At 41.4% G+C, this 20227-nt stretch carries 17 protein-coding genes and 1 CRISPR repeat array; of the genes, 14 read left to right on the plus strand and 3 right to left on the minus strand.

Annotated features, from left to right (window positions below; all coding sequences use genetic code 11):
• The 7 genes from csy1 to QNM16_RS13280 all read left to right on the plus strand — a co-directional run bounded on the left by csy1 (window position 1) and on the right by QNM16_RS13280 (window position 11007).
• The gene (gene csy1, locus QNM16_RS13250) at window positions 1-1503 is read left to right on the plus strand and encodes a type I-F CRISPR-associated protein Csy1 (RefSeq protein ID WP_284020931.1); all 1503 of its coding nucleotides are present in this window, start codon (window positions 1-3) and stop codon (window positions 1501-1503) included.
• Window positions 1500-2678: a type I-F CRISPR-associated protein Csy2 gene (gene csy2, locus QNM16_RS13255; RefSeq protein ID WP_284020932.1), complete on the plus strand. Its 1179-nt coding sequence runs from the start codon at window positions 1500-1502 to the stop codon at window positions 2676-2678. The genes csy1 and csy2 overlap by 4 nt, the downstream gene beginning before the upstream one ends.
• A 28-nt stretch (window positions 2679-2706) precedes the next feature.
• Window positions 2707-3696, plus strand: a complete 990-nt coding sequence (csy3, locus tag QNM16_RS13260; RefSeq protein WP_284020933.1) for a type I-F CRISPR-associated protein Csy3 — start codon at window positions 2707-2709, stop codon at window positions 3694-3696.
• A gap of 7 nt (window positions 3697-3703) precedes the next feature.
• Complete coding sequence (gene cas6f, locus QNM16_RS13265) at window positions 3704-4342, plus strand: type I-F CRISPR-associated endoribonuclease Cas6/Csy4 (protein WP_284020934.1); 639 nt, start codon at window positions 3704-3706, stop codon at window positions 4340-4342.
• A gap of 150 nt (window positions 4343-4492) precedes the next feature.
• Window positions 4493-6804: direct repeats of the CRISPR family, unit length 28 nt; unit sequence CTTCACTGCCACGCAGGCAGCTTAGAAA.
• A 1286-nt stretch (window positions 6805-8090) separates the two neighbouring features.
• Window positions 8091-8864, plus strand: coding sequence for an SDR family NAD(P)-dependent oxidoreductase (locus QNM16_RS13270; RefSeq protein ID WP_284020935.1), 774 nt, complete (start codon window positions 8091-8093; stop codon window positions 8862-8864).
• Window positions 8865-8870: 6 nt separating this feature from the next.
• Window positions 8871-9869, plus strand: coding sequence for an AraC family transcriptional regulator (locus QNM16_RS13275; protein WP_284020936.1), 999 nt, complete (start codon window positions 8871-8873; stop codon window positions 9867-9869).
• Window positions 9870-9990: 121 nt separating this feature from the next.
• Complete coding sequence (locus tag QNM16_RS13280) at window positions 9991-11007, plus strand: serine hydrolase domain-containing protein (RefSeq protein ID WP_284020937.1); 1017 nt, start codon at window positions 9991-9993, stop codon at window positions 11005-11007.
• Between the two features lie 78 nt (window positions 11008-11085).
• Here QNM16_RS13280 and QNM16_RS13285 read toward each other — a convergent pair whose 3' ends face one another.
• Window positions 11086-11292, minus strand: coding sequence for a putative antibiotic biosynthesis monooxygenase (locus QNM16_RS13285; protein ID WP_284020938.1), 207 nt, complete (start codon window positions 11290-11292; stop codon window positions 11086-11088).
• Window positions 11293-11321: 29 nt separating this feature from the next.
• The gene (locus QNM16_RS13290) at window positions 11322-12005 is read right to left on the minus strand and encodes a pirin family protein (RefSeq protein ID WP_284020939.1); all 684 of its coding nucleotides are present in this window, start codon (window positions 12003-12005) and stop codon (window positions 11322-11324) included.
• 123 nt (window positions 12006-12128) lie between these two features.
• Here QNM16_RS13290 and QNM16_RS13295 point away from each other — a divergent pair, with 123 nt between their 5' ends.
• The 7 genes from QNM16_RS13295 to QNM16_RS13325 all read left to right on the plus strand — a co-directional run bounded on the left by QNM16_RS13295 (window position 12129) and on the right by QNM16_RS13325 (window position 19240).
• Complete coding sequence (locus tag QNM16_RS13295) at window positions 12129-13034, plus strand: LysR family transcriptional regulator (RefSeq protein WP_284020940.1); 906 nt, start codon at window positions 12129-12131, stop codon at window positions 13032-13034.
• Window positions 13035-13203: 169 nt separating this feature from the next.
• Window positions 13204-13617, plus strand: a complete 414-nt coding sequence (locus QNM16_RS13300; RefSeq protein WP_284020941.1) for a VOC family protein — start codon at window positions 13204-13206, stop codon at window positions 13615-13617.
• Between the two features lie 123 nt (window positions 13618-13740).
• Window positions 13741-14346, plus strand: a complete 606-nt coding sequence (locus QNM16_RS13305) for a glutathione S-transferase family protein (protein WP_284020942.1) — start codon at window positions 13741-13743, stop codon at window positions 14344-14346.
• Between the two features lie 329 nt (window positions 14347-14675).
• Complete coding sequence (locus QNM16_RS13310; protein WP_284020943.1) at window positions 14676-15050, plus strand: methyltransferase; 375 nt, start codon at window positions 14676-14678, stop codon at window positions 15048-15050.
• Window positions 15051-15684: 634 nt separating this feature from the next.
• Window positions 15685-16434 carry a hypothetical protein gene (locus tag QNM16_RS13315; protein WP_284020944.1) on the plus strand — a complete coding sequence of 250 codons (750 nt, stop codon included), beginning with the start codon at window positions 15685-15687 and terminating at the stop codon, window positions 16432-16434.
• 180 nt (window positions 16435-16614) lie between these two features.
• Window positions 16615-17997: a winged helix-turn-helix domain-containing protein gene (locus QNM16_RS13320; RefSeq protein WP_284020945.1), complete on the plus strand. Its 1383-nt coding sequence runs from the start codon at window positions 16615-16617 to the stop codon at window positions 17995-17997.
• 88 nt (window positions 17998-18085) lie between these two features.
• Window positions 18086-19240 carry an outer membrane protein assembly factor BamB family protein gene (locus QNM16_RS13325; RefSeq protein WP_284020946.1) on the plus strand — a complete coding sequence of 385 codons (1155 nt, stop codon included), beginning with the start codon at window positions 18086-18088 and terminating at the stop codon, window positions 19238-19240.
• A 268-nt stretch (window positions 19241-19508) separates the two neighbouring features.
• Here QNM16_RS13325 and QNM16_RS13330 read toward each other — a convergent pair whose 3' ends face one another.
• Window positions 19509-20165 carry a cohesin domain-containing protein gene (locus QNM16_RS13330; RefSeq protein WP_284020947.1) on the minus strand — a complete coding sequence of 219 codons (657 nt, stop codon included), beginning with the start codon at window positions 20163-20165 and terminating at the stop codon, window positions 19509-19511.
• Window positions 20166-20227: the final 62 nt, after the last annotated feature.

The following is a 20227-nucleotide window of genomic DNA, read 5'->3' on the forward strand; positions in this document are numbered from 1 at the left end:
ATGAATGAAAATGAACAAAGCAGGCCATGGTCTGCATTGATAAAAGAATATATTGATAGCACGGGAGAACAAAGTAAGCTGTCAGAGTACAGGCAATTATTGCTGGCTGACTTTTATAAATCACAACTACTCACCGCCAAAGCGCCAGAGGAGCAAGATTTAAAAGGGTTCAACAAGGCTTGTAAGGCGGCTGAAAAAATCAAAGTCACAGCTAAAGAGTGCGATAAACTATCGTTAGTTTATGCTGATTTTATTGGTAAGGCTTGGATAAAAGGAAATGCAGAGCAATTAGCAAAGTTACAAGCAAAATCTTGCTTTTATAATATTTGGATTTGTAAGGCATTAATGCAGGGTGATGGTGTATTCCCTGCCACTCATATTGCCAAGTTAACTCATTCAAGTAGTAGCGCATCATCAATATTTGATCGTATTTCTGCACAAGACGATCGCTTTCTTACCACCTCATCATTGCGGTCGCCTGTTATTGATGGTGCTTACCCTAATGGTGCACTTTCAAAAAATGTGAAGTTTTTAATGCTCGACAATGGTGGCTTACTAAGTGAAGAAATTTACCAAGGGAATAGTGAGCCATTATCGTCTTTTGCTGATGATGAGCAAGAGCTAGCGTCGTGGATTACTGGTTTTAATGCCATTTTCAATGCTCCCCTTAAAAGTGATAGTTTAGCCAAACAAGTTTATTTTCCTGTTGATGACGGTTATCACTTATTAACTCCGCTTACATCTTCAGCTACTTGCCAAGCTATCTATGACAGGTGTTTTTCGAAAGATGTAAAAAAGCAACAGGAAAAAGACGGCAAAGCAGTCAAGGCGCAAACTTATAGTGATCATACTTATGTACGAACAACTAATACGGCGAAAATAGCTACGGTTGCGAGTCAACCTCAAAATGTATCGGTACTAAATGGCAAACGAGCGGGCAAAGTTCATTTATTTTCTTCACAGCCCCCTGTATGGCAGTCACAGTTAAAAGCGCCATTAACTAAAACATCGTATTTTGATGGTTTATATCCCTCTAGATCAAGTCAGGTAAATATTGAATTTATCAGAGACTTTATAATTAGATTTAATGACTTATCACTGAGCATTAAAGATCCTAAACGTAAAAAGTGGTTAGAGAAATGGGTGCAAAATGTTTTTGACGAAATACTTGATCGCGTTTCTTATCTTCATGCTTTACCAGCGGGTTGGTCGGCAAACAGTGAGTTAACTGATGAATACCAATGTTTTTTAGACCCTTATTGGCAAGATAAAGCCTTTCAAGCAAAGCGAAAAACCATCGATTGGCAAACTGTTGTGCGCAGAGATTTCGCTAAGTGGTTAAACCGCTGGTTAGTAGGCAAAGACAAAACCTTAACTGCCACAACTGCCCATAGAAAACTTTGGCAATCTTTTGCTGAACATCAATTAAGAAAGTTTGAATTACAAGTTCAAGTTAACTTAGTGCAGACGACTCAAAACTTGGCGGAGGAGACATTACGATGAAGCAATATATATTACTCAGCCATATTCAAGTGCAAAACGCCAATGCCATTGCGGGTTTTACATGGGGGTTTCCTGCGATCACTCACTTTTTGGGCTTTACCCATAACCTATCAAGAAAGCTTGAAAATAACACTGGTTTTGATGATATCTCATTAGGTGGCTGCGCGATAATCTCCCATCAACACCAAGTGCATACTTATCAAGCTTCAAGAGATATCGAATTTTTGCAAAGTAAAAATCCACCTTATATGCATGGCACCTCTGCGGCAAAGCTAGGGGATGCGCCGCCCATTATTGAAGAAGGTAAAATGAACCTGACTGTTTCTTTGTTGATAGCCTATGAAGGTAATGTCGGTAACAGAGAAACTAGCTTTATCAACTGGCTAAAAGCGATTTGTTGCCGCCAGCGCCTTGCTGGTGGTTCGATCGTGAGCATAAAAGATATTTCATTAAAGACGGTTGAAAGCGAGCAAGATGTAATAAGGCTAAATTACCAATTACTACCGGGTTTTGTATTACTAGATAAAAGTGATTATTTAGCGGAGTGCTATAGCGAGCTATTAACCCAAAATACCGATGCAGAACTGCTTGATGCTTGGTTAGATTTTTCAAGATTAAAGCAGCGCGCACGGCCAAAATCGAACTTGATTGGTAAACACCTGTTGGACTTATTGCATCAAGACTCAAGTAACAACAATGTCAACCAGCTGTTTGAAGTTTGGCAAGAACATCTTCATCAAGACGTTTTTAGACCAGAGCATATTCCACAGCAATTAATCGAATACTTTGCAGGCTTACCTGCGGATAAACATAACAAAAAGTTGTTACAGCAATGGCAACACTATTGTGAGCCAAGTAATAAAACCCCCGCAGATTGGAACTATGTAAAACGTAAACATATTGGCTACTTAGTACCAATCATGAACGGTTATAAGGCCATTTCAGTCAAGCAAAATAACAATCAAGTTGCTAACACACGCGACAACGAAACTGATGTTTGTTTTGTCGAAGCGACTCATGGTATTGGGCTGTGGTGCGGTATACATAAAGTCAATACACCAGAAGCATTGGAAAAAAGCTTATGGCAATACTCTTATGACAAGAGTAATCCTCATTGGTACTTGTGCAAACAAGGGCTAGAGACAGACACGTTTATCGAATTCGAAGAATTTTAAAATTTTACTACTCTTTTTAGGAACTATTATGTCAATAGAAATCAAAATAGAACTGCCAAGCTTACTTTCATTTGAGCGTAAATTAGAAGTGTCGGATGCATTAATGTTTTCAGGTACTTGGCAAGAAAACTTTAATGAAGACTCAGCAGAATGGCCGAAAATTGCAATATCACAAAGGCAAAACCGCTCAACACAGAGTGCACATGGTATTAGTGATGAAGATAAAACTAAACCAAATCCAGCGTCATCAGACAGTGATGATGCTAACTTACCTTTAAATGCGGATACATTAAAAGTCAGCTTTTCACTTCGTGTGGTGGGTGATTTAGGTAAGCCGTTTGCTTGTAATGCCCCCGAGTTTGAATCAGCCATTTTTAATAAAGTTGATGAGTTTAAATCCAGTGAAGGCTTGAATTTACTGGCTTTTCGTTATGCCTATAATATAGCTAATGGTCGCTTTTTATGGCGAAATCGTGTAGGAGCTGAGGCAATATCAATTCATGTAGACATTACAGAGTTTGATCAAACACTCATATTTGATGCTTATGATTTTTCATTAAAAAACTTTGAAAAAGGAGCCAACAACCAAGCTTTAGCGATATTAACCGAAGCGATAGCAAAAGGGCTAGCAGGCGATGATGAAAGCTTTGCTTTGATTAAAGTGAATGCCTACGTCAAATTAGGCAATGGTCAACACGTTTTTCCATCTCAAGAAATGAATATGAATGAAAAACGTAAAGTATTGTTTAAGCTTGATGATTGCGCAGCCATTCATAATGTAAAAGTTGGTAATGCGCTACGAACTATTGATAACTGGTATGGCAAAAGCAGTCAGCCAATAGCTATTGAGCCTTTTGGATCAGTTACCCAGCGCGGTGAAGCATACAGAAAAAATAAAATTGATTTGTACACATTAATGGTTAAATGGGTACGTGATGAAAACCTAACCATAGATGAGCGAGCTTACGTTACAGCTAATTTAATCCGTGGTGGTGTGTTTAGCCGCTCAAGTAAGTAGGTGAGCTATGAATTACTACCAAGAAATTACCTTATTACCAGAACCAGAAGTACCCCTTAGTGACATTTGGCAAAAGGTGTATCAACAAGTGCATATTGCGCTTGTAGAGAACAAGGTTGATAAAAATAAATCAGCTATTGCCGTTGGTTTTCCTCAATATGGTAAAGCTAGTTTTCCACTGGGTTCAAAATTGAGGCTATTTGCTAAAGAGCAAGCACAGCTTGAACAGCTTAATATCGCTAAATGGCTAAGTCGGCTTGAAGACTATACGCATGTTAAAGGCATAAAACCTGTACCAGATGCGGTCAGTTATGCGAGTTTCACGCGAAAAAATGTTAAAAGTCCTGAGCGCATTGAGCGTGAAATGGCAGAAAAAGCGCAGCGATGGTCTCAAAAAAGTGGCAAGCCTTTAGGGGAATGTTTAGCTGAACTGGAACAAACTAAACCTGCTCTAAATACTAAACATCCTTTTATCTTTTTGCATAGCCAACAGACAAAAGTGCGCTCACCCGATAAAAGCAGTAAGTACCCGTTATTTATTGCCATGCAAGAATTTGACAGTGATACACATGGCACATTTGACTGTTATGGATTGAGCGCAAAGGCAAATGATGAAAATTCGGCTGGGTGTGTCCCTCAGTTCTAACAAAATAAAGGGTATTTTTACCCTTTATTTTTGCTCTTTTAAAATCTGTATAAAATACAATGAGTTGTAATAGGCTGTTTTTAACAAGGTAAAAATAGGTTTTTTGCCTCAATAGCCTGTTGCAACTTATCTTTTTTCATTTATTCTATCCTTCACTGCCACGCAGGCAGCTTAGAAACATACTTCGCGGTAGTTCCTCACCATTGAGGTCTTCACTGCCACGCAGGCAGCTTAGAAACAGTGAGGGTGACATGAGGGTGACTGTATATCCTTCACTGCCACGCAGGCAGCTTAGAAAAGTATGATTTTCATTACTCGGTGCCCAACGTGCTTCACTGCCACGCAGGCAGCTTAGAAAATCTATTTTAGATAAACAGTGGTAAAACAGATCTTCACTGCCACGCAGGCAGCTTAGAAAATATCGAGCTCATTCCCTCCGAGAATGTTTGACTTCACTGCTACGCAGGCAGCTTAGAAAACAGAAACGGTGGATAAGTTCTGTACAAGATTCTTCACTGCCACGCAGGCAGCTTAGAAATGACCATGTCACTTGCGGACTTTGCGACTAAACTTCACTGCCACGCAGGCAGCTTAGAAACCTACACAATTCCTGATGCAGTGCCAAAGACCGTCTTCACTGCCACGCAGGCAGCTTAGAAACTTCCTTCTTGTACTAATAATACTCGTTTGCGCTTCACTGCCACGCAGGCAGCTTAGAAACATCAACGGTGCCACCTAAATCTAAACATTCGCTTCACTGCCACGCAGGCAGCTTAGAAAATGAACAACGGATCTGATTCAGTAAAATATGCCTTCACTGCCACGCAGGCAGCTTAGAAATAAACCAAACGGGGTATAAATAGTCTTTTGACCTTCACTGCCACGCAGGCAGCTTAGAAATATGAGCCTTTAAATGTTCCAATTTTCGAGCACTTCACTGCCACGCAGGCAGCTTAGAAATAACACCTCTTTAGCCATTCGTATCTCCTTTGCTTCACTGCCACGCAGGCAGCTTAGAAAAAATGAATGATAAGTGAATCTTCAAAGGTTTTCTTCACTGCCACGCAGGCAGCTTAGAAAGCTGGCTGGTTCTGAGAGTTTTTTACATTTTCCTTCACTGCCACGCAGGCAGCTTAGAAATATCTACAATGAAAGCTGGGCCCTCAACTTCCTCTTCACTGCCACGCAGGCAGCTTAGAAAGTACATATACGACTACCACAACACGGGTTTAACTTCACTGCCACGCAGGCAGCTTAGAAACCTTTGCGTAGTAGAGCGCGGGACGCAGTGTTCTTCACTGCCACGCAGGCAGCTTAGAAAAACAGCAACGAGCATTAACAGACTGGGCAGAACTTCACTGCCACGCAGGCAGCTTAGAAATTATTCAGCTACTGACATTTTTGTGACTGGCTCTTCACTGCCACGCAGGCAGCTTAGAAATCGCTCGCGAACTGGGATTGTTATTGATGTTCCTTCACTGCCACGCAGGCAGCTTAGAAATAGCGGAGCACGGTGGGATGCTAGGTTATAGTCTTCACTGCCACGCAGGCAGCTTAGAAATCCTCTTTCATTAGTCCCCAATCACAAGTAAACTTCACTGCCACGCAGGCAGCTTAGAAATCTCGGGGCTTGATTATGATTTCGTGCTGATTCTTCACTGCCACGCAGGCAGCTTAGAAACATAGCAAACACTCTCCTGCATTAATTGACCGCTTCACTGCCACGCAGGCAGCTTAGAAAGAACATTCCCGACACGACGATTGATCCAAACACTTCACTGCCACGCAGGCAGCTTAGAAAACCCAATACAAGCCCAATAGAGAGCGGATTAGCTTCACTGCCACGCAGGCAGCTTAGAAAGTAGTCAAAAACACGGACCTGTTAGCCGAGCCCTTCACTGCCACGCAGGCAGCTTAGAAATCGGGAGTCTCCAAGAAATTAACAGTACTAAACTTCACTGCCACGCAGGCAGCTTAGAAATCTCGGGGCTTGATTATGATTTCGTGCTGATTCTTCACTGCCACGCAGGCAGCTTAGAAACACTCAAGCAAAAGTGTATCTCACAGTCCAAATCTTCACTGCCACGCAGGCAGCTTAGAAAAGTACCGAAAAACGCTTTTAGCTACAGAGAACCTTCACTGCCACGCAGGCAGCTTAGAAAATTAATTCGAAAATATTTCACTTCCCCTATATCTTCACTGCCACGCAGGCAGCTTAGAAAAGTGACGCCAGCAGCAACTGTCTTAGCTTGATCTTCACTGCCACGCAGGCAGCTTAGAAATGCTGCCCATTTGTTAACCTCCTCTATGTTAACTTCACTGCCACGCAGGCAGCTTAGAAAATTCGATTTCTATAGTACTTCCATCTGGTATCCTTCACTGCCACGCAGGCAGCTTAGAAAATATGCCAGTGATGCACCGACGCCGACAAGCACTTCACTGCCACGCAGGCAGCTTAGAAAGCCAAGCCCAGTCAGTGGCAATTCTACTCATACTTCACTGCCGAACAGGCAGCTTAGGTGATGAGTGACTGAAACGAAGTTTTGCAGTGCAAAGGGGGAGTCGTTTAGAATAAGGTCATGGATGACCGATGTAACAAAGCTCCATGGGCGGTTTTCAGCTCCGTGTTAGCTATGTCACGGGCAAACTTCAAATCTGGATCCTGATTTTCATCAGGATGACGGGGATTAAGATAAGCGCATTAATCGTGGTTGGGCTACGCATTCAGTATCTCCCGACCGACTACTCATATGCATAAGTCTAAAATCTGGATCCTGATTTTCATCAGGATGACGGGGTTAAGATAAGTGCATTAATCGTGGTTGGGCTGCGAATTCAGTTTCTCTCAACCGGCTACTCACATGCGTAAGTCTAAAAACTGGATCCTGATATTCATCAGAGTGACGGAATTAAGATAAGCGCATTAATCGTGGTTGGGCTGCGAATTCAGCCTCTCTCAGCCGACTACTCACATGCACAAGTCTTAAAAACTGGATCCTGATGTTCATCAGGATGACGGGGTTAAGATAAGTGCATTAATCGTGGTTGGGCTGCGAATTCAGTTTCTCTCAATCGACTACTCACATGCACAAGTCTAAAAACTGGATCCTGATTTTTATCAGGATGACGGGATTAAGATAAGCGCATTAATCGTGGTTGGGCTGCGAATTCAGTTTCTCTCAATCGACTACTCACATGCACAAGTCTTAAAAGCTGGATCCTGATATTCATCAGGATGACGGTGCTAAGATGTGCGCATTAATCGTGGTTGGGCTGCGCATTCAGTTTCTCCCAACCGACTACTCATATGCATAAGTCTAAAAACTGGATCCTGATGTTCATCAGGATGACGGAGGGTGAGACAGGCGTGTGGGTTTTATCTCAGTGGTGCGTATTAATCATCAGAGCCGCGAATTCAGTTTCTCTCAACCGACTACTCATATGCATAAGTCTAAAAACTGGATCCTGATTTTCATCAGGATGACGAGGGTTCTCTTGGTGTGTTGGTTTTATTTAAGTGCTCCCTTGGCCGTCTTCCCGGGCTTGCCCAGGGATCTATATCCGTATTTCGCTGCAATCGATATTTATTAAACCAGCAAAACTGTAATGGGGGTTTACACTTTGGCATCCTTTGATGCAGCTTGTCACCTTTTGAATGTTGAGTGTCACGATCTGTCAGTGTGTGGCGCGTTTTGAATGTTTATACTGAGCACATTGAATCAACGGGGTTTAAACAAAGGTAAAACACATGGCAAATACAGCATTAATCACAGGCGCATCGGGCGGTATTGGACTTGAATTAGCACACTTGCATGCACAGCAAGGGGGTGACTTAGTCTTGGTAGCGCGCTCTCAAGATAAGTTGGATGCCTTGGCAAAAGAGCTTGAGGTTAAGCACAGTATTAAAACGACTGTGATCAGTGAAGATTTATCTCAGCCGGGTGCTGCACAACGTATTTTTGATAAAACATCGGCACTGAATATTGAGGTGGATGTGCTTATTAATAACGCTGGCTTTGGTGGTCATGGCGTGTTTTACCAACGTGATATGGTGGCAGATCAGCAAATGGTGCAAGTGAATATCACCGCATTGACCGATCTCACACATCTATACTCAAAAGGCATGGTGGCGCGTCAGCGAGGGCGTATTTTAAATGTGTCATCCACGGTGTCTTTTTTACCGGGCCCACTGCAAGCGGTATACTATGCATCAAAAGCGTATGTAACCTCATACACGCAGGCGGTGGCTGAAGAGTTATCTGGTACTGGCGTGACGGCAACGGCATTGTGCCCGGGGGCGGTGAGTACAGGTTTTGTGGCGGCCGGTAATTTGGAAGGGGTTGATGTGTGGAAAAACGCAAGGTCGGCAAAGTCAGTGGCCGAGTGCGGTTATAAAGCCATGCAAAAAGGTCAACTGGTGGCGTTTAACGAGCGAAAATTGCAGTTTTTACTGAACTGGATCACCCCGTTACTGCCACGTAAAATGGTGCTGAAGTTGTCACGCCAATCAATGGAAAAGTAACAAGATATGAAAATAGCGAGCAAGTTTACAGTACATGCAAACTGTAAAATTTTATTAAAAGACATGGACATTGATGTTGAGACTGTGGTGGCTTACTCCAAGTTACCAGCAGATGTATTCAACCGTGAACCTGTGATGCTCTCGCCAAAAGAGTACTTTGATTGGTGGTTGGCCATTGAAAAGGCTGCTGATGGTCGCGATGTGCCTTTATTGGTGGCGGAGCATTTATCTGTAGAGGTGTTTGATGCCTTGTTGTTTGCTGTTTTATGTAGCCCTGATTTAAATACCGCGTTATCACGTATACAGCACTACAAACCACTGATAGGCCCAATGAAAATGGATCTGGATGTCACTGACACCACTACAGAAATGGGTCTGTCATGTTATGGCTATGAAGGTCCCGTTCCCGCTGTGCTGGTGCTCACAGAAATGGTGTTTTTTACCAAGTTACTGCGTATGGCAACGCGCCATCACGCCTCACCATTAGCGGTAACCTTGCCCGAGTTGCCCAATAATGTCGCCGCATATGAGACGTTTTTTGGCTGTAAGCTTAAGCAAGGTGACAGGCTCTCTATGGTATTCAAAGCGGAAGATGCCGCACGACCCTTTTTAACGGCAAACGCCAGCATGTGGTCTTATTTTGAAGGGGGCTTAAATCAAAAGCTGGCTGATTTAACGGCAACAGCAACAACAGTTGAGCGGGTTCGTGCAGTGTTGATCGAGTCTTTACCTGTTGGGCAAAGCTCAGCAGATATGGTGGCGCAAAAGCTGACCATGAGTAAGCGCACTTTGCAGCGTAAATTGAGCGATGAAGACACGAGCTTTCACAGTGTATTGCAAGATGTGCGTTCAGAATTAGCTAAGCACTATTTGCAAAAGTCACACATATCCTTAAGTGAAGTGGCGTTTTTGTTGGGCTATCAAGAGTCTAACTCGTTTATTCGTGCATTTACAACTTGGCACGGTGTGTCGCCTGGCAGCTATCGTGAGCAGTTGGCATCTTAATCCTTTGAGGTGCCAATAAATTACAAACTATTTCACTATAAACATTTACTTACGTTATTCATTTTGTAGTGTCCCCGTGCTTGTGCTCCAATAAATACAAGACAGAAGTAAAGGGGCAGCTATGCAATTTGCAGATCACGAAATACAGTCAATTCATAAAGTCACCAAGGCTTTTTCGCCCAACACAGAGCTGGCGGTGGCTAAGTTCGAGGCAGGCCAGTGCCAGTATTATGGTGCAAGGCATGGCAACAAAGGCGTTGAGCAAATTGACAATCGTGCTTCTGTGTTTGAGATTGGCTCGTTAACCAAGTTGTTTACCAACGCCGTGCTTGCACAGATGGTGTTTGAAGAAAAGTTGGCCTTAACCTCTCCTATTACCTCTTATCTTGACCTGACTATTGCTAATAATGAACAGATCACGTTTAAGTCATTAGCAACACATACATCCGGCTTGCCTAGATTGCCACCTGGACTATTGTGGCAAGCGCTATTTAAAAGAAAAAACAACCCTTATCAAGCTTATTTAGAAGCCGATCTATTAGCACACTTGGCCAATGATATAAAAATCAATCGTGCAAAAAAACATAATTATTCAAATTTAGGTGTGGGGTTGCTCGGCTATGTTTTAGCTAAAATAGAGGGCATGAACTTTACACAGTTACTGCAAAAGCGCCTCTTTGAACCGCTCAATATGTCGCGCAGCTTTTGCAATTGGCGCGATGTACATGGCGAGTTAGTGATGGGCTTAAATAAGCGGGGCGATCCGACCGAAAACTGGGATTTAGGAGTGTTGCAAGGTGCAGGAGCCATGCTGTCGACTGTGCAAGATCTCGGGCAATTTATGAAAGCACACTTCGACGACATACATACTTGGGCAAGGTTACAGCGCCAAGTCTTGTTTAAACAAGGGCATATCCAAATGGGTTTGGGCTGGTATGTTTTTCAGGGAGATAAGCAATCAGACACAGTATATTTTCATGATGGTGGTACAGGTGGTTATAGCTCTGTGATGATCATGGATGTAGAGAATCGCGCTGGGTATATCATTTTGTCTAACATCTCAGGTATGCATAAACTAAAAGGGCAAAAAGTCACCGAACTGGGCTTTGAGTTAATGCGCAAACTAAAAGGATTTTAATGTTATATGCTGCATTTAATCACCTATACGGCACTCATCATGCCAAGCCACCGTTATTGGTGGCCGTCTATCTGTTCATCATTTTCTCATTAGGGCTTTTACGGCCAATGGCATTACAAAATAAGAGATGATTGGTACGATAATCGCGAGTACCAGTGCGGTATGAACGAGCTTGTTGCTGCCTGTCATGGATGCTAACCACTCGGGAATAAAATACACCAAGGGAAACAACGCAAGATAGTTTATCAACATCATTATGTGTGTATTGGGGGCTTTAGTTTGCATTGTGTATGTGCTCCAATTCCAGTGCCACATTAATGTGACACAATAAGTAAATGTAACTGCTCAGAGGCTGTTATTACTAGGTTGCTAGCTTCTATCAGATCCCCTTCTTTAACTTGTGTAAATTGACTTTGCTGCTCTACCTGTGCCTGACCAGAAATCACATAAACTAAAGCGGTTTTCTCTAAATTTAGACTTTCTGTTTTAGCTAAATGTGCAATGTCCATAGTGGTTGCGCTGGCAAAAGTCTCTGTTTGACTGTCGCTGCCGCCATAAATGCGTGTGACGCCATTGCCTTTAGGTGTATATGACTTGTACTGGGCTGGTTGGCCTGCAACTTCTGGCAGTGCCCACACTTGTAACATGCGGTTTGGTTTGTCATCGGGGTTAATCTCATTGTGGCTAAAGCCTTCTCCGCCAGCTCTTTGCACTTGCACATCGCCTGCACTTAAGTCTTTACCATGTTCTAATGACCCTTCGTGGCTTACTCGGCCTTCTAAAACAATTGAAATGACGTCAATTTCGCTATGTGGGTGCATACCTGACTGGCCGTTTGGTAAGTAGCGTGCATCTGCTAAGTACACCATGCTGCCTAGCCCTTCGAACGTTTCTGGTTTTTTACGTCCTGCAAAAACGCGGCTATCTGTGACTAATCTGTGCTCTGTAATACCTGCAAAACCGCCTAGTTCTAAAGTGTCTCTTGAAAGAATATTCATGGTCATTTCCTATTTTTTTATCTTGTTTCGAAGTGATGAGTAAAGTGTACGAGTAGGCGGTTGTTTTATATATGCCTATAAAATAGAATTACTTTTCCATATATAACAACAATGGGTGAGGCGATGGAAAAAACAGATGTGAATGCCATGCTACTGTTTTTGGCTGTGGTGGACGCAGGCAGTTTTACTGTGGCAGCAGAGCGGCTAAATATGCCAAAAGCCAATTTGAGTAGAAAGGTTGCACAATTGGAAGCCAGCTTGGGTATCACCTTGCTTGAGCGCACAACACGGACTCAGCATTTAACGGAAGCGGGGCGTAGTTACCTTGAACACTGCAAGCAGATCAAAGCGCATATTGAGTTGGCAAACGCCAGTGTTGCAAAAGCACTGAATGAGGTGGCTGGTGAGCTCAAAGTGGGTATGTCTGTTGGCATGGGACATGAAATATTAAAACCTGTATTGAGCGAGTTTATGCACCAGCACAAGCAGGTTAACTTGCAATTGAGCCTGTTAAATCGCAGAGTCGATGTGATTGAAGAAGGGTTTGATTTGGTGATCAGAATAGGTGAATTAGCAGATTCACGCTTGGTTGCTAAGCGTTTAGGACGTGTTTCAAGAAGGTTTTACGCGAGTCGAAAGTTTGTTGAGCAGTATGGTGCTATCAGTAAACCAGAAGAGCTAGCTAGTTTGGATGTACTGTTGATGAGCAGCATTCAAAAGTCAGAGGTCATCAGCTTGGTTAATGACAAACAACAATGCGATGTCACAATCTCTCCGAGAATGCGGGTGGATGATTACATTGTACTTAAGCAAATGGTGGTCGATGGGATAGGCATTGCCATATTACCTGACTATATGTGTTCGCACAGTCCTGAAAAAGCGCAACTTGAACCTATCCTGCCTCACTGGGAGTTACCAGCGGTTGATGTTTACGCGCTATATCCTAAAAACCGCCTGCATATTCCTAAAGTTGGCGCGTTCGTTGAGTTTATTCAGGCTGTGTTTTCGGCGCGCTTATCTTCACAGTAAAAAAATATCAAAATAAGTCTTTACCTCAAGTTAAGTTGAGATTTTAAAGTGCCACTCAACTTACGGAGGGAAGACCATGAAAAACGTTATTAAACTTTATATAGAACAATTAACTTCAGATAAAAAAGCCACGTTCAACTACACCATGGAAAACAAATAGGGGGCGCATATGTATTTAGAACATGTCAATTTAGTTGTTAACAATATCGACTCTGCATTAGCTTTTTATCGCGCGGCTTTTCCACACTGGAAAGTCAGAAGTAAAGGAGAAGGGGAGTGGTTTGGCAAACCACGAACATGGTTGCATTTTGGGGATGATTTCCACTATCTTGCCTTTAGTGACCATGGTGAAGGGCAAAACCGAGTATTGACGGAACACCAAGTTGGTTTAGGTCATTTCGCTTATGTCGTGAACAGTATAGATGGAGTAGTAAAGCGTCTTGAGCAAGCTGGCTTTGAGGTTGATAAGATAGGTCCGGTCCATCCGCATCGAAAAAATGTGTACTTTATTGACCCCGATGGGTTTGAGGTTGAGTTTGTTGAGTATCTCAGTGACATACCAGCACAGCGAAATAGTGATTAGGCGTGGCTGAAATCTTCAAAAATACTTAATTTACTCATTTGCAAGTCTATGGAAAACTAAACCTGATTATTGAATGCATCAATGGCATTCAATATAGACTAACTAACAGGTAAAAGGATACTTATGTCAGGTATAACGCTTTATAGTTTTTCTTTGTCAGGTAATGGCCACAAGATCAGACACTTTTTATCTATTTTAGGGCTTAAATATGAACTCAAATTGCTAGACCCACACATGAAGGAGCACAAAAGAGAGAGTTTTGTGGCGCTAAATCCTCTTGGACAAGTGCCAGTTTTGGTTGATGGCGATGCTGTGATCTGTGACTCGAATGCGATATTAGTGTACCTTGCTCAAAAGTATGATACGAATAATACATGGTATCCAGAGGATGCATTACTGCGAGCAGAAGTTCAAAAGTTCTTATCCATGTCTGCAGGTGAAGTGCTCAACGGCCCTAATTTATATCGTGGTATTAAGGTCATTGGTAAACCCGGTGATCTTGAGCAAACTTACGATAAAACAATCAGCTTTTTTGTCTATTTGGATAAACACTTAAGTGATCGTGACTACTTATTGGGTGCTAAACCAAGCATTGCCGACATAGCCTTGTATACTTACCCAAAACTTGCTGTAAAAGCCGGTGTGAATTTAAGTGATTTTCCTCATATCGTTAGCTGGTTTGCACGTATTGAAAGTGCTCCCAAATTTGTTAAAGAACCAGAACAGTAGTTTGATCGTTTCATATTTAACTTAAATATGCTGGCACATGGGTTATTTGCATGACATATTATTTGCCCTATATTAAATATTAAGCAGATAATGTGTCATATACTCATTTGAATCTTTAGAACATCGCTATTACCCGCTATGGATCAGGTGTTGTTTACTTTTACGCTCATCCCCCTTCATTACATTGCTAATGCTAGTATCAGATTTCCAAGTTATCATTACCTAAAACGTTTTTCTTGTAGACGATACTCAACGCCTATACAGTTATTGGGGAAACGCGTTTTGTTTTACAATCACTTCGGCTTTTTTAATGAATATGTCGTAATTATTTGTATAGTTTATCGCCTTGCTATTTATTTTTCCGCTCAACACTTAAACCCACTGTTGACTATCTGCAGGCAAACCCAAACAAAGCGAGCATCTTTAATCGCGAAATGTCCAATTTAAGTGCGAAAATTGCACCTATAATTGCCAATAGTTATGACTTTGGCAAATTGAATACTGTGTTAGATGTCGGCGGCGGCCATGGAAATTTGATTTGTGCGACTTTCACTCAGCTTCCAGAAATTAAAGGCTGCTTAGTTGATTTGCTTGAATTACTAAGTCAATTAAACAACCCGTACACCTTTCATCTAGGGCGCAATTTAACAAGCGAAGGTAATACCTTATTCAACTTTTTATCATGTTCATACTTTGAGTTTTAATGAATGTACTTTTCGAATCACATAACTTCTTGTTTTGATTATAAACTCTGCTGACAATCTGTTATGTGTGGAGTTATAGGGCTTTACGTTGAGATAAAGCATTTTGGTATCACAATATATGAACTTTCAAATGCCTTTCAAATACCCCTGTTGTCTGTTGTAAATGTCATTACTTTGGAACAATCGCGTCATCAAGCGTTTTATGAATCTAAAGTAAAATTATGAAGTGGCTCTTGGCAATACGAGCTAGATGTTTAGGGGGAGAATACAAAGCGTAACTCAATTTATTTTGTATGTTATTTTTTTGGTTTGCTGAGCATTAAAAAAATTAAAAATATATCTATATATATCAATAATTAATGATTTTTTTGTGGATTAGTAATAGCTAAGATTTAGAAGTCCCTTATAAGTAAAAACATTTGACTTATTGTTTTTTGCGGTCATTATTGAATCTCACAAAGTGGCAGTGTGTACCTATATCGACTTTTTCGTCGAGCTGAGCTTACAAAGTAAATCATGTAAATTTGTAGTGATTGAACATCGTGTTCCCCCAGCGCGGGTTGCTATTTTTGTGCTTACAATAATTAGTAAAAATAATAGACTTATTAGATGGCTGTTTTCAAAGGAGACTAAAATGAAAGTAATTCACGCCCTAGCGGTAGGTATTTTGATGACGGGTAATACCTATGCGTTTGAGACCATTTATGATGCGGACAGTAATGCTGGTAAAACGACCCAATACCCTTATGGTCCGGTTAAAAGCGTGATGGTGCAGACGACTTCTTCGCATTATTTTACCGCATTTTTTGATACTGCTGCACATGCCTCATGTAATGCTGCTGCGCTATATAATGAACTCAGTGGAGCGGTTATTGCGCCGTTAACTGTTGCAGATAACCGGGTGGTTTTTGGTGCTGTTGAACATGGTAACGAAACTGTAGCTAAAGTGATTAAACTGACTTGTCATGACGATGAACGTAGCTATTTAGTACATCACAAAGTGCCTGCTGCACCGACAATTAATTACGACAGGTCTTTGCAGCTTGATAACTGGACTGATGCAGGTAGTAGATATCCGGGGTATTTTCAGTCTGTTACTTTGACAGCGCAATTGTCAGTAAATACACATGCACCTGACGGTGAGTGTCATGTTGTTGAGTTTGGCAATAGTGATGTACCAGGTTTATTTAATGGCCAGATGCACATAAATAATCTCCATAGCGATGTGTTTAATCAAACTGGTAAAGTGCTTTATGATGCGTATAGCTCTTCCATGACATACGCTATTCGCTGTTCAAATTCTGGTGGTTCAACGATGCTCTTTGATGATTGGAAAATAAACCAAGATCTTCAGCAAGGCACATTAAGTACCAGTTATTATTAATTTTACCTGATGAGGGGTGAGGTTTTCTCAGCCCTTTATATTGCAAAATTATTACCTTTGTAATTTTTGTAAACAAAACCTTAACAACACACGTCAAGTCCATTATGCTAATGGCGATATTTTACCCAAATATTATTTTCAAATTAGATAACTATAGATTTTTATTCTTAGGTAGGAATTATGCTGAAGACCGCCAATAAAGGACAATGGGTTATAAATCATCGGCAGTTGAGCTTACAAAATGGCACAAAAGTAGTGGAGTTGGATCCTAAGCAATATGCGCTGTTAGTTTTACTATTAAAATTTAAGCATCAAGATGTCAGCAAGTCACAAATTTTATCTGAAGTATGGGGGCAACGTGTTGTTAGTGAAGATGCGATATATGTGACGATTAATGGATTGCGCAGGTTATTAGGTGATGATGCAAAGTCACCTAAATATATAAAAACCATTACGGGTGTAGGTTATCGTTGGGTTGGTCCGCCATTGTGTGATGCGCTGCCCTCTTCTTTGGATAGCTTTTTGTTAAAAGCCGCACTTTGTTTGGTTGCAATTTCTTTTGTAGTGTTTTGGCAAATGCCAAGAACACCTATCAAACAAGTGATCCCAGAACATTTAACTGAGTCGTTTAATCACGCTCGTTTTATTGTTAATAATCATCCTGAACAGCTCGATAGAGCGATCAGCTTATTGAAATCAATCTCTATTGAAGAGCCGGAGTTATCAGAGCCTATATATTGGCTGGCAAAAGCATACTTTTCACGGCTTAACCCTAAAAGTGCAAGTTATTCAGAGGATAAGCAGTACATTAAAACTATTCTAGAGCGCATTTTATCTGATTACCCTGAGCACAAAGAAGCTAATTTGCTATATGCAAAGCTCATGTTTATGGGGGAAATGAATATTCAAGATGCTGAAACATACTTTTTAAATGCCTTACCCAATAGCGAGGCGCATCACATGTATGGGCAATATCTACTTGCTTTGGGGAGAATTGATGAGGCCATGCATCACATTCGTACATATCAGACAATGGAACCAGATGGTTACTCGAGTGAGAGCGTGGCATGGGTATATATGATGAGCCAACAGTTTGATGAAGCATTTGAAGCACTTGATAGGCTGCGCCCATACTCCCAGAGCAACAGGTTCTACCATGTTTGTTTAAGAGCCATCTATGAGCAGTTAGGTCGTTTTGATTTGGCATTAAAAGAGTTAATTTGGGTCATGAGATACGAAGGCTATACAGAGTCTGAAATCACAATGATTGAACAGCAGTTTGCGTCACATGGAATGGAAGGAGTTTATCGATGGTTGTTGTACCAAGATACACGAAGAGCGGATGTGGGGCACTATGATGCGCCTATGTCTCAAGCAAGATATGCAACCGCGATAGGCGATACGCAATTAGCACTGCATTATTTGGAGCAATCACGTCGAGCAGGGCAATATTCATTCTTATGGATAGCAGCTGATCCTCATTTTTTACCTTTAAAGCAAGATAAAGCATTCTCTAAGCTTGTGCAAAATCATATTTTAAAAGCTTATACATCAGATATTTAATATTTGCTAAGAAAGTTTTAGTGGAAATTCAGGACTTATTTTTTTATGTCATTTAGTGTCACTTCGAAATTTAAAAAAGGAGCAAGCAATGACAATAAAAAAAGTGACAACTAGATTATGTGTAAGTTTATTATCAGCTTTCATTAGTGTGTCTTCATTTGCTAAGAGTGGCGATTATCTGTACAGCTACCAAACTGGCAGTGAAAATTGGGGAAGTATTTCTCTTAAAAATCACCTCGCTTATTTTGGGAGTGATAATGGCAAATTGTATGCACTTGATATCGATCGAGTAAAATTGCGATGGACACATGAAACACAAGGTAAGGTGCGTTCAAAACCCTTTGTTGATAATCATCGAGTATTTTTTTCAAGCGATGATGGGTTTTTATACGCGTTAAATCGTTGGAGTGGTAAATTACTTTGGAAAGTGAGTTTAAATGATGGTGGCCATCATAGAGTTTTACCTGCGAATCATGCGCCTTGGGAATTTGATTATACGAAGTCGAGCCCAATTGCAGACAACCGCTATGTTTATGTCGGTAGTGCTGATGGTCATTTATACGCGGTTTCTAAACGAACAGGTGACGTTAAGTGGCAGTTTAAAACACACGGCATGATCCGTGCGACTGCCAGCCTATATCAAGGCAAGGTATTTGTTGCCAGCTGGGATGGGCATGTCTATGCGCTTAATAAAAATACTGGTGAACTGGCATGGCAGTATCAAACACAAGGTGCGATTCCTTCGAGTCCCGCGGTGATTGATGATGTTGTTGTTATCGGATCTAGAGACACAAATTTGTATGGACTAGAGCCTCATACCGGCCAAGTATTATGGAAAAAGGCACTACCAGGCGGCTCTTGGGTTGAGTCGAGTGCAGTTGCTGATAGCGATGATGATTATTTTTATATAGGCAGCTCGGATGCCAAGCTATTGTTTAAAATGGAAACAGAGACTGGGGATATTGTTTGGCAGGTAGCAACGCCTGGTTGGAGTTGGGGAAAGCCTATCATCGATGATAAACATGTTTATATTGGTTCTACAGGCCATGATGAGCCTGGTTGGTATATTACTCAACGCGGGTTTATGGCTGTAGATAAAGAGATAGGAGAGACGGTTTGGCATTATCAGCCAAATATGATTTCCGGTTTCGTACACGGTGGTGTATATGCGTCACCAGCTGTAGGGTCTGGTAAGGTATTAGTGCCAGATCTAGATGGTTTTATCCATGTATATGAACAGTAAATTGTTAATTATTTAATGAAAAAGGGCACAGTTGTGTGCCCTTTAGGATTTCTAAACAGAAAAAAGATACTTGAGAATACAGGTGTACTACAACAAAGAGAGTACATATTTGCTTTTACTTCATTATGGGGCGATAAGTTAGCTCAAGCCCTAATGTACTGCGAGCAGGTAGTACATGCATGTGCTGAAGCGGCATATCTACTTGTATTCCCGAGTCTGAAAAGCGCCATCATTAGGCATTAACAGGCGCTTTGAATTTTGAAAGGGCTTAATAAAGTGAGGCCCGAGTTAACCAGGATGGTTGTTTAAATACGGTTTTGCGAGTGATTAAAGTGATGATACCAAATAGTATGACTAGACCTACAAGCATTAAATAACGAGGGAGTGAAAAATCAGCTTTTGGCTGCTTTTGTGTATGAAATGAGTTCGCAAATTGCAGCTCTAAGGGGGGAGTTGCGGAATAATAGATTTTACTGCCGCTTTGCTCGTTGAAGTAAGCCTCTTCAAGTTTGATGTATGTCTTAGAAGTATTGCCATGGTTCTTAAAAAACACACGTGCAACTCTGTTGGTATTCGAAAGGTTTCGAGCAGGAATTGCTTGACTCACGGTGTAGTTGATCACGCCTGAAAGTGTATTAGCCCTGTTGTCTATTACCAGCAATTCGTTTTGTTTAAACAGGTTACCATGCTCTAAATGCGGCATTTCGGAGCTGGAGGTTGCAGGCAGTACGGTTAATTGTGTTGGGTCGTATTTTAGCGTTAAATGTGCGCCATATACTGCAGGTAAGTTGTGTGCCATAAGATCGACATAAAACTCACTATTTTTTTTAATTTTTTCAGTGGGAATCGAAATATAAACATCGCGATGATTAGCATTGACATTACATGCAATAAAAAACAAAAGTATAGCGATAATTTTTTCCATCAGATTGTCCATTTTATCTGCAGTGAATTAAGCACTTCTTAATCATGAGCAGAATCGATTAA

It is taken from the genome of Pseudoalteromonas umbrosa, from assembly GCF_030125375.1.
Lineage (GTDB): Bacteria > Pseudomonadota > Gammaproteobacteria > Enterobacterales > Alteromonadaceae > Pseudoalteromonas > Pseudoalteromonas umbrosa.

What these genes read in the sequence shown, in the direction of transcription:
- csy1 (WP_284020931.1), top strand. Translation starts at nt 1, where the DNA reads ATGAATGAAAATGAACAAAGCAGGCCATGGTCTGCATTGATAAAAGAA.
- csy2 (WP_284020932.1), top strand. Translation starts at nt 1,500, where the DNA reads ATGAAGCAATATATATTACTCAGCCATATTCAAGTGCAAAACGCCAAT.
- csy3 (WP_284020933.1), top strand. Translation starts at nt 2,707, where the DNA reads ATGTCAATAGAAATCAAAATAGAACTGCCAAGCTTACTTTCATTTGAG.
- cas6f (WP_284020934.1), top strand. Translation starts at nt 3,704, where the DNA reads ATGAATTACTACCAAGAAATTACCTTATTACCAGAACCAGAAGTACCC.
- QNM16_RS13270 (WP_284020935.1), top strand. Translation starts at nt 8,091, where the DNA reads ATGGCAAATACAGCATTAATCACAGGCGCATCGGGCGGTATTGGACTT.
- QNM16_RS13275 (WP_284020936.1), top strand. Translation starts at nt 8,871, where the DNA reads ATGAAAATAGCGAGCAAGTTTACAGTACATGCAAACTGTAAAATTTTA.
- QNM16_RS13280 (WP_284020937.1), top strand. Translation starts at nt 9,991, where the DNA reads ATGCAATTTGCAGATCACGAAATACAGTCAATTCATAAAGTCACCAAG.
- QNM16_RS13285 (WP_284020938.1), bottom strand. Translation starts at nt 11,292, where the DNA reads ATGCAAACTAAAGCCCCCAATACACACATAATGATGTTGATAAACTAT.
- QNM16_RS13290 (WP_284020939.1), bottom strand. Translation starts at nt 12,005, where the DNA reads ATGAATATTCTTTCAAGAGACACTTTAGAACTAGGCGGTTTTGCAGGT.
- QNM16_RS13295 (WP_284020940.1), top strand. Translation starts at nt 12,129, where the DNA reads ATGGAAAAAACAGATGTGAATGCCATGCTACTGTTTTTGGCTGTGGTG.
- QNM16_RS13300 (WP_284020941.1), top strand. Translation starts at nt 13,204, where the DNA reads ATGTATTTAGAACATGTCAATTTAGTTGTTAACAATATCGACTCTGCA.
- QNM16_RS13305 (WP_284020942.1), top strand. Translation starts at nt 13,741, where the DNA reads ATGTCAGGTATAACGCTTTATAGTTTTTCTTTGTCAGGTAATGGCCAC.
- QNM16_RS13315 (WP_284020944.1), top strand. Translation starts at nt 15,685, where the DNA reads ATGAAAGTAATTCACGCCCTAGCGGTAGGTATTTTGATGACGGGTAAT.
- QNM16_RS13320 (WP_284020945.1), top strand. Translation starts at nt 16,615, where the DNA reads ATGCTGAAGACCGCCAATAAAGGACAATGGGTTATAAATCATCGGCAG.
- QNM16_RS13325 (WP_284020946.1), top strand. Translation starts at nt 18,086, where the DNA reads ATGACAATAAAAAAAGTGACAACTAGATTATGTGTAAGTTTATTATCA.
- QNM16_RS13330 (WP_284020947.1), bottom strand. Translation starts at nt 20,165, where the DNA reads ATGGAAAAAATTATCGCTATACTTTTGTTTTTTATTGCATGTAATGTC.